This window comes from Streptomyces sp. NPDC033229 (genome assembly GCF_055576875.1).
Genome location: NZ_JBVIQR010000070.1, coordinates 11734 through 20829 on the forward strand (window position 1 = coordinate 11734; position 9096 = coordinate 20829).

Here is a 9096-nt window from a genome sequence, read left to right on the forward strand (position 1 = left end):
TTCATGCTGTTGGACGGATGGACAGCCAACCGCTTGCACGGGCCACCTGTCTTGCTGCATCACCGACGGTCGGCTGGGCGATCCTCGGCGCCATGGCGCGAACAAGCTCTTGCTACTGCAGCCGCTCGAGCAGACTCTCGCCCTGAAATGCTTGCGGCCGGCCCGACGCTCTTACGTTGGAGCGTCCACACCTGCCATCGTCACGGCAGCCGAGCATGCCGCCGGTCTCCCCACGCAGCAACGGAACGTAGCTACACCTGCTAGGGCCTTCACTCCGGCGGGGCTTCGGCCTGCCGAGCCTCCTGTCGACCTGTCGGCCACACGGATATGCATGCCGGCCGCGTGTCCTGCGGATGCCCCTTCACCCGGTCGGCACAAGGGGTTTTCGAGCGCCCGGTCGCACACGCGTCGACCCGGCTCCGGCCGGCGTTCCGGATGTCCTAGGAACAGCTAGGCCAAATCAACCTATTTGTCGGTGCTGTCAGTACCGTTGTTACCGCCGCAGTGCCCGCTGGACACGCTGGTCGTGCCCTCTATCGTGTGGATCCAGGGGAGCTGACTGTTAATCTGTCCGCAGTTCGGTGATGCTGTCAGTCTCAACAACAGGACAGACGGTATCCGCGCGAGACCGGTCCAGGCGCTACGCCTGCGAGTGATGCAGATGGAAGGCCCCCATGAAGGTTCTTGTTTTCGCCAGCCAGAAGGGTGGGGTGGGCAAGACCACGACCACCGTGAACATCGGAGCGTCTCTTGCCAGTGCAGGAGCCCGGGTCCTTCTTATCGACCTTGAGCTCCAGGGCCAGCTCGGTGTGTCGCTCGGTGCGTTCGCCCAGAAGCCGGCGGACATCGGCAGTGCCCTCCTCGACTATATCGACGCACAGGACAGTGGCGATCTGGCATCCATGCCGTCGCTGCGGGACCGGCTGATCGACCGCAGCGTGTTGCTGAAGGGCTTCGACAGCGCGGGATCGCTGCATGTGATCGGATCGGTCATGGGATTGACCGAGCGAGCGAAGACGGAGGTGGCCAAGCGGGGATGGGAGGCGACATCGATCCTTCGTCAGCTGCTACTGGTGGTCAAGGACGACTTCGACTTCGTTCTCATCGATACGCCGCCTTCAGCGGACGCCCTAGCCTCCGTAGCCCTGGCGGCCGCCGACTACGTCATCGCTGTCTGTAATCCACGGATCGCCACCGCCGATGGCGCCCGCGTGGTCCGCAACAACACCGCAAAGGTCCCCGAGCGAACCGGCGGTGTGTGCCACCCGGTGTTCCTCGGCACGATCCTCAATGAGGCCCGGCCGCCGTCGAAGCGGACCGACGAGGCCGATGCCGTGGCCGCCTACCTGTCGAAGTGGGACCTGAGCGTCTTCGAAAAGGAGATCCGCACGAGTGATCAGATCTCCGCGTCCTACGGTGTCAGCCGCCCGATCGTGATCGACGAGCCGTCCTACGCGGCAAGTCGCTGGTACGAGGACCTCACGCAGGAGATCATCGACCGCCTGGCCACCATCGCCCAGGGCGGTGGCGCATGACCGCGCGCCGGGGCAAAAAGCGCCAGTTCAACTTCGCCGCTGTCGAACATGTAGGCAATGACGCCGACGAAGGTGGATTCCTCGGGAACGAAGAGGCCGAGCACGAACGCCAGTCCACTAGGTCGGACCACGAGCCGCACCTACCTTCGCCCGCTGCCGAGCCCACTCCGCCAGCCTCTGCCCCCGCAAGCTCTCAGGCGCTCTCCGCACCCGCACCCGTCCCCGCCTCGGAACGCAAGCAGGTGCCGGAGGAGCGGCCCGTCCCGGCCGGTCCCTCGCCCACCGTGGAACTGGTAGCCTCTCAGCCCGAGACGGCCCCTGCGGCATCAGCTACTCCGATTGCTCCGCTGCAGATGTCCGAGCCGGCGCCCGTAAAGGCCGCGCCACCGGTCACTCCGGTGTCCACGGACGCTCCGGCAGCGGAGGCGGACCCCGTGTCCCGGACACCTGAGCCGCCGCAGCGCGTGGTGCGCTCGTCGAGGCGCGTCAACGACGGACCGTCGTTCTCCGCTGTGTCCGCCGAGCCTCCTGTGCTGCGCGCTGCGAAGCCCAAGCGCTCGAGCAGGAAGGAAAAACCGGCCCAGAGCGCCGTGCTGGCGTCATTCACCGCTCAGCGCACTGGCCGGAACTGGGGAATGTGGTCGGGGCGTCTGGTTCCTGAGACCATTACCCGGCTCAAGGAACGGGCCGAGGACGACGCCGCTTCGTCGGGCCGCGGCCGCTTGTCGGGGGGGCATTACCTTGACGCCGCTCTGCGTTCGCTTCCGCAGGATGCCGAGGCGCAAGTAGCCCTGGCCAATGAGTGGTTGATCGAGCGTTGGGATGGGGAGCACCCCGCCGGGCGCAGCGCGCAATTCAGCGTCAGCCCAGCGTCGGCCGAGCTGTTGAACGGACTACGGCTGTCGCTGCGCGGTTACCGGCATGGCATCGTCATCGACGTCGTCTGCGCTGCGGTCGACGCGTTCCTCGACGTCCTGGATGCTGAAGGCCCCATAGAGGACTGACCTTGTAGACCGTGTGCTGGAAGAGGCGGACACCAGATGGTGTCCGCCTCTTCCAGCACACGGCTTCACTTTTTCACATTCGTTCTTGCGCTCACACATGCACTTCACCATGCAGTCATACATGCGATGAGGCTGCCGGTGCCCCCCTCTCGCGCAGCAACATGCACCTTGCCCCACACACAATGGATCTGTCAGAGCCACACATGCCCTGTCACGCCCACGGACCTCTCCTCTCGTGGGCACGCAGAAAGGCGTCTTTTCCAGCAATCAGGCGGCGTTCAGCCCTGATGGCCACCTCACGCAGGCGCCTGCGGCACGCCACGATGGTTCTGTCAGTTCCATAAAGTGAGTCCCGATCAGCTACAGTGAGAGCACCCACGAAGGAGGAAAGATGCGCTCCGAGAATTGGTCCCTACGCAAGATCGCCTCCGAGGCGGGTGTCCTTCCGAAGGTCGCGCGCGACGCCGCAGCCGAGGGCGTCATCGACGCTGCCTACCTCGTGGAGACCGACGTCGTCCTCGTCCGCCTCTACGGGGCCCTCAAGCGTCTCGTCTGGCCCGAGGAGCGCCGCCCCGCCAACCAGGACCAGGCGCTGCGCGTCTGGGAGGCCATAACGGTCGAGACCGCCCGTGCGGCGATCCCTGACGACATCGCACCGAACAGCGGGCTGTTCATCTATCAGACCGGCTGCACACTGGCCACCGGCCCCGGCCCTTACTGCCAAGCGCTGTTCAAACTCGCTGACGAGCCCTTCTACTTCGCGCCGATCGGCAAGTGGTTCGAGGAACTTCCCTCCCGCCGCCGGGCACGCGAGCAGGCTCCTGAGCTCGCCTCCGTATGACACCCCGCCACACATCGTCCGCGGCCTGCACGGGCCTCCGGCCCGCTGCCAGCCCCCCTCCGGGGGCAGCGGCTCATTCCGGCAACCGCAGCCCGGGGGCACTGTCCCCCGGGCTCTCCTGTTTCGAGAACGAGGTGACGGCCACTCCCAGCCTCTAACTCACTGACCTCGCCCTTCCACGCCCGGACGACCAACACACCACGGCTCCGGCGGCGATAAGGGTTTCCCTTTTGCCCCCTTCGACCGGGATAGATCATGCCTACTGGTCCGGAGGTCGGTTCAGTGTTGCCTGAAACCGGCCCGCACCTCTCATCCGCCCCCGCACCTGGGACTCCCTCGGTCCCTGCCCCCGTCCTGGTCCGGGGAGAGCAGCAGGACGTCCTCCACACCGCTTCCCGCCGCGCCCAGCCGCGTGCCTGGCTGCGCGCGGTTGTCTGGCTCGTCGGTGCCGGCCTGCACCCAAAGGCGAACGCGACCACCACGGCCCTGGCGCGGGACCTGGCCGCGCGCATGGACTACCAGCGCGGCATTGTCCTGTACGACCTGCAAGGCACCGCGCGCCGCCTCGGCCTGAGCCTACCGACCATCAAGCGGCACGCGGCCGTTCTGCGCGAACTCGGCACACTTGTCTGGCTGGTGCATGGCTCGAAGCGCAATCTCCGTATTCCCGGCCGTAAGTACACGCCCACAGCCACCGTGTACGGAGCCGTGATCCCTCCTTGCTACGACACCGCCATGGGCCACCTCGTCACCGGCTCCGGCTACGAGGCACGGGTCCGCGCGGTCACTCCGGAAGGCCGCGAACGAGCCGTCGCCGAGGTGCGTAACCGGACCCGCGAACAGGCGCAGGGTGGCGGTGCTGCAGTACGGCGTGAGCCCCATTCTCTTGGTCGTACCCCCCAGTCAGGGACAGTTGAGGTAAGTGGTGGGTTGAAAGACACCTCGCGCACGCGCGCGAGGCGGTCCACGACCTCTGCCTCCCCCTCGAAGGCCGGTCAGCAGAAGTCTGCCTCTTCTAACACCCGGCGCGGACAGCGACGGCCGGTGGCACAGGTAGCCCGCGACATTCTCATGGCCCGTCAGATCCGTCCTCTCGTGAGCTGGACACAGGGCGAGAGCCTTCGCCGGCTAGCGTTCTCCCTTCGCCCACTGATCGACGCAGGTCTCGGCGTCCAGGACATCGCCGCCGAGCTCCACTCGTGGCACCTCGTCTGGCGGCCAGCCCGGCCCGCCGCCTACATCTCCGCCCAGCACCGCAAGTCAGCTCCGCAGCCTGCTGCGTCGGAACCTATGCAGCCGTTCGCAGTCGCTCCCCAAGAAAATGCCGAGTGGCGGGCCTGGTGCAAGCACCGCCAGGCAGCAAGGGCCATGGCTGACCTGGTCGAGACTTCCGCAGCCCGCACAGATGCCGACCGGGCTCAGGCTCGTCTGGTAGCCCAATACGATCCCTACGCTGTGCTCGACCACATGGAGGTCCACGGTGAAGACGATGCCCTCGACCTCTTCGGCACCCAGCTCGTCGCCCGACTCGTCGGTCTCAGCTCCTCATCGCGCGTCCAACTCGGAGCGGCATAACACCAGGAGCAGTAGGAGCACGTCCCGGCAGCAAGCCTTGTAGCTCTTCGCCGTAAGGCCGGAAGCTCGTACGGAGCTCGAGGGGGCTTGCCCGGCCGCGGCCTTTTAATCCATTGGTTGTGGGTTCGAGTCCCACACGGCCTACCGGTCGGAGCAGCATCACCAGTGCTCTGACCTGTGTGTTCGGTGGCCCGACCGGGTGTTCCCGGTCGGGCCGTCGCGTTTCTGACGGCCTTTCTGGCGGTCTGCGTGCCCGATGCGTGCCCGAAGCGTCGGGTGGCGTGTCGGGCCTGCTGTGCCCGCGGGACGAGGTTCGCCGCATCGTCGGCGAGCTGCTGGTCGAGCTCCACGAACAGCGACGTGTACGTGTCGCCTGCGAGCTTGATCGTTGAGTGCCGAAGAAGGGTCTTCACTGCGTAGATGTCAGGGTTAGCGGCGTAGGTGAGCGAGGCGGCGAGGTGTCGTAGATCACGTAGGTTGATCGGGGGGAGACCGGTCGAAGCGAGAATGCGCCGGAACGCATCGCTCACTGTCTCGGGGTGCAGCCATGAACCGTCGTCCTTGGTGAACACCTTCCCTGTGTCGAACCACGTCTCTCCGCGCGCCAGTCGTGCCCGCCGTTGCTCCTGCTGGCGCTCCTGGCGCCGTCGCAGAACGGCCACGGTGGCGTGGTCGAGCGAGATGGTGTCGGCGCTTCCCTCGGTCTTGGGCGGGCTCTCGTAAGGCGTCCAGCCGTCGACGACGATCTCGGTCGCCGGCGTGATGCTCGGGGCCGCAAAGTCGACCCCGGTCCAGTCCTGCCCGACGGCCTCGCCGCGCCGCAGCCCTCGATGCCCCATGACGTGAAAGATCGAGTAGTACAGCTCGTCGTCGGCCTCGGCGGCGTCGAGGAACTCCCCGTACTGCTGCGGGGTCCACACCATGACGGGGCCCGGGACGATCCCGGTCGCGCGCCACTGCTTCACCCGGGCATCGGTCCACAGCATCGGCTTAGGGCGGGGCGCCGAGGTGAGCTCGACGTACTTCGCCGGGTTGAAAGTGATCATTTGTTGCACGATCGCCCAATTCAGGGCAGCGCGCAGCGTGCGCCGGATGCTCTGGATCGTGGCGGGCCCGGTGACCTTCCGGAACGGTGGCATCTCGGCGAGCTTGGCCTTCTCGGCAGCGATCCGTTCCCGCTCGGCGGCTGACGGCCGGCCGGGCCTGGTCGCCTTGCAACGGGCGATCTGCTCGCGTCGGGCGGCGTTCTCGGCGGCGATGACTTCGGCTTGGTCTTCGATTGTGTCGAACAGCTCGGTCATGTCGCCCACGCCGAGGCGGTCGTCGACGATGAGGTGCCCGCCGTGCGGCTTGAGGTGCACACGGATGTGCGATGCGTATCCGTTCCGGGTCGTGGTGCGCAGCGTCTTGCGGGCGCTCATGTACTCGTCGAGTAGGTCGGCGAGGGTGATCGTCTCGGTAAGGCTGCGTTTGGACCGGATTCGGCGCTTGACCTCTTCGACGGTCGGGATTTCGGCTTTCTCGGCGTTGATCTTGGCGAGCAGGTCGCCGAGCGCTAGCTGTGCTCGGGTGTCGTTTTCCCCGGGGATGTCGAGCAGCGCTCGCAGCTTGTCCAGGTCGCCTTGCGCCTTCTTTTGCGTCTCGTAGCCCGTGCGGCGGAAGGTGCGGCGGTTGCCGTCAGCGTCGGTCGGTATCTCCTGTCGGAAGCTGTAGACGCCGTGCTTCCGGGTGCTCAGCTTGGGGCACTTGGCGCCGAGCGGCTTTCCCGTCTGGTCGCGGCAGAAGCATCGGCGGGTGACCGAGCCGGCTCTAGCCACGCGTCCCCCCTTCGGTGGGCACTCTGCTGGGGTCGTCGAGTAGGTCGTGCTCCGTCATGTCGGCGACCCATCCGGGGGCGCACGGGGGGACGGCGAGATCTGCTCGGGTCAGTTCGTTGATGGTGTCGGCGAGCTCGCCAAGATCCTCGACGTAGGCGCGGCGGAACTCGGGCACCCGTCCGCCCTCCGCCGGGTCGGCTTTCGCGTTCTCGACGAGGCGGTGCGCTTTGAGCACCGCCTGCCGCCGCCGGTCGAACAGGGGGTAGAGGCTCGCGGGGTACGCGGCGGCGCCCCACGCTGCGGACCACTTGGGTCCGGTGTCCGCGATAGGGCGGTGGTCGGCGTGGTACCGGCCGCCGGTGGGGCCGGCGAGGGTGGGCGTCTCCGCGCCGGTCACCCACCGCCACACCGTGTAGGGGTCGCGCGGCTCGGCTGCGGGCACGGTGGGCACCGTGTCCTCGGCGCCCAAGGGGAGGACCAGGAGGAGCGGGGGAACGGCAAGGGCGAGGCCGAGCACGAGCAGCTCGTCGACGCTGACGTCGCGGCGGCGCTTGCCGGTCTTCTTCTCGCGTCGCCCGAGTTCGATGCTCACCAGGGCGGCATAGGTGAGCTCGGAGGCGCCGAGCCGGGCGCACTCGGCGGCGAGCTGCTCGCGGGAGAGGTTCAGGCGCGTTCGATGATGGCGGACCTGTTCCGCGATCACATCGCTCGTTGTTCGGTCTTGTTGCATATGGCAAAGCTAGCTTTGCCGATTGCGTAAGTCCAGAGCTTTGCCGTACGTTGCCGATCAAGACCGGTAGATACGGAAGTGCCCGCCGGCGAGCCAACGAGGGGTGGAGATGGCCAGCACTGAGCACGAGATGACGCACGAGGAACTGATCAGCCTGCCCGTAGCGGTCCCGCTGGAGACGGCCAACCGCGCATTGGGCATCGGACGCACCCGCGGGTACGACATGGCTAAGCGCGGGGCCTACCCGATCCGCCTGATGCGCCACGGTCGGCAGTACCGGGCCTCGCGGTACGACCTGCACCGCCACCTCGGGGTAGCCGCCCCAGGCGACCAGCAGCCGACCGAGTAGCTTGCGCTGCCCGCACCGGCCCCGGAGCCGCCTCGTAAGGGCGGTCGGCCGGGGCCGGGGCATTTCTCAGGGCCTGTGGCTCACTGTGCGCGGTGGGCAGACCAGCCTCGCGCGGCGTCGCGCATGCGCTGTGTCCAGTCGCCCGGGGCAGCGTCGGCGATCTCTTCCCAGAGATTCGCATTGGCTCTGGCGAAGGCGTCGATACCCGCCCCGGGGGCCGCTTGCCACGTCGGGACTCGGGCTGCCCACTCCTCCGCGGCCCCCGGGGTATGGCCACCGGCGGCCATGAGCCAGATGACCCAGTACCCGGCGTCGAGCCACGGGGCCCCGCGGGTGGCCCATGCCCAGTCGACGAGCAGGGCCCGCTCGTCGTCGACGAGAACGTTCGTGTTGTTCAGGTCGGTGTGGAGCAGGGCGGGGCCGGCGAAGTATTCGGCATGGGACGGCTCGGCGACGTACCCGAGCAGTCGTTGCTCGGCGAGCCGCAGCTCGATTTCGGGGCACGGCGTTTCGCTGAGTCGCCGCAGGGCGTCGGCGATCTTGGGCAGGTCGGGTGACCCGGGGCTGTAGTCGGCGTGGTGACCGTCGAGGGCCTCGAACGCGACGAGGTCCCACCCTTCCGTTTGGAGGCGCCACAGAACGGCGGGGGCGATGCCTCGGACGTGCGGGCTCACCTCGGCCTCGCGTCGCTGTGTCCAGGCCCGGGGGTGCTCGCTCCGGAGCCCCTTGACGAAGCAGGTACCAGCCGCTGAGTGGACGCGGGCCGAGACTTCGCTGTTGAAGCCTTCCGAGCTGGGCTCGATCTTGAGTACCGTGCCGGTCTGGCCTTCGATGGCCGTGCGTACGGCGGCGGGCAGATCCTCGAATGCGATCCGGGTTGTAGCCACAAGTCCTCACACTCTCACGACACGAACGGGCCCCACGGCGGCTCAACGCCGCGGGGCCCGGTCAGGGTGTGCTTATACGTACGGGTTGTCGTCGTTGCAGCCGGGAGCGGAGCCGGCGGTCAGTTCCTCGATGTCCTCGACGAAGAGGACCCCGGTCGGCTCGGGAGCCGGCCCGGTGGCGGGGGGTGCCGGGCGGGAGGTGATCTCTACTGCTACCGCGGTCATACGGTGATCTCCTTGTCTCCGTGTTGGCAATAGCTTTCTAGGCACTGTTTCTCGGATCTCCTGACGTAGGTGGGGTGTTGGCGTCAGGCTGGTGGTATGGGCCGTGGGGATTTAACGAATGCAGAGTGGGATC

The 9096-nt window shown here is 67.2% G+C and carries 7 protein-coding genes and 1 pseudogene; 4 read left to right on the plus strand and 4 right to left on the minus strand.

The annotated features are described in order from the left end of the window. Positions 1 to 674 precede the first annotated feature (674 nt). The 3 genes from ACZ53N_RS33460 to ACZ53N_RS33470 all read left to right on the plus strand — a co-directional run bounded on the left by ACZ53N_RS33460 (position 675) and on the right by ACZ53N_RS33470 (position 3380). Positions 675 to 1535: a ParA family protein gene (locus tag ACZ53N_RS33460; protein ID WP_469144564.1), complete on the plus strand. Its 861-nt coding sequence runs from the start codon at positions 675 to 677 to the stop codon at positions 1533 to 1535. Between the two features lie 434 nt (positions 1536 to 1969). Continuing rightward, a complete protein-coding gene (locus ACZ53N_RS33465; RefSeq protein ID WP_469144565.1) occupies positions 1970 to 2539 on the plus strand; it encodes a hypothetical protein in 570 nt (189 codons plus the stop codon). A 391-nt stretch (positions 2540 to 2930) separates the two neighbouring features. Next, the gene (locus ACZ53N_RS33470) at positions 2931 to 3380 is read left to right on the plus strand and encodes a hypothetical protein (RefSeq protein WP_469144566.1); all 450 of its coding nucleotides are present in this window, start codon (positions 2931 to 2933) and stop codon (positions 3378 to 3380) included. A gap of 1859 nt (positions 3381 to 5239) precedes the next feature. Here the strand turns inward: ACZ53N_RS33470 and ACZ53N_RS33475 are convergent. Further along, positions 5240 to 6772, minus strand: a pseudogene (locus tag ACZ53N_RS33475) (site-specific integrase); the annotation flags it as partial. Further along, the gene (locus ACZ53N_RS33480; RefSeq protein ID WP_469144567.1) at positions 6765 to 7502 is read right to left on the minus strand and encodes a helix-turn-helix domain-containing protein; all 738 of its coding nucleotides are present in this window, start codon (positions 7500 to 7502) and stop codon (positions 6765 to 6767) included. The gene ACZ53N_RS33480 and the pseudogene ACZ53N_RS33475, both read right to left, overlap by 8 nt. Positions 7503 to 7611: 109 nt before the next feature. Here ACZ53N_RS33480 and ACZ53N_RS33485 point away from each other — a divergent pair, with 109 nt between their 5' ends. Beyond that, on the plus strand, positions 7612 to 7851 hold the full coding sequence (locus tag ACZ53N_RS33485; RefSeq protein WP_469144568.1) for a hypothetical protein: 240 nt from the start codon (positions 7612 to 7614) through the stop codon (positions 7849 to 7851). A gap of 80 nt (positions 7852 to 7931) precedes the next feature. On the opposite strand, the gene ACZ53N_RS33490 is transcribed toward ACZ53N_RS33485, so the two are convergent. Then, positions 7932 to 8738, minus strand: a complete 807-nt coding sequence (locus ACZ53N_RS33490) for a protein kinase family protein (RefSeq protein ID WP_469144569.1) — start codon at positions 8736 to 8738, stop codon at positions 7932 to 7934. Positions 8739 to 8810: 72 nt separating this feature from the next. Beyond that, entirely contained in the window at positions 8811 to 8963 is a 153-nt protein-coding gene (locus tag ACZ53N_RS33495; protein WP_469144570.1) for a hypothetical protein, read from the minus strand. Positions 8964 to 9096: the final 133 nt, after the last annotated feature.

Bases quoted from the DNA above. Each gene is read 5' to 3' on its own strand.
- ACZ53N_RS33460 (WP_469144564.1), top strand. From the start codon at position 675: ATGAAGGTTCTTGTTTTCGCCAGCCAGAAGGGTGGGGTGGGCAAGACC.
- ACZ53N_RS33470 (WP_469144566.1), top strand. From the start codon at position 2,931: ATGCGCTCCGAGAATTGGTCCCTACGCAAGATCGCCTCCGAGGCGGGT.
- ACZ53N_RS33480 (WP_469144567.1), bottom strand. From the start codon at position 7,502: ATGCAACAAGACCGAACAACGAGCGATGTGATCGCGGAACAGGTCCGC.
- ACZ53N_RS33485 (WP_469144568.1), top strand. From the start codon at position 7,612: ATGGCCAGCACTGAGCACGAGATGACGCACGAGGAACTGATCAGCCTG.
- ACZ53N_RS33495 (WP_469144570.1), bottom strand. From the start codon at position 8,963: ATGACCGCGGTAGCAGTAGAGATCACCTCCCGCCCGGCACCCCCCGCC.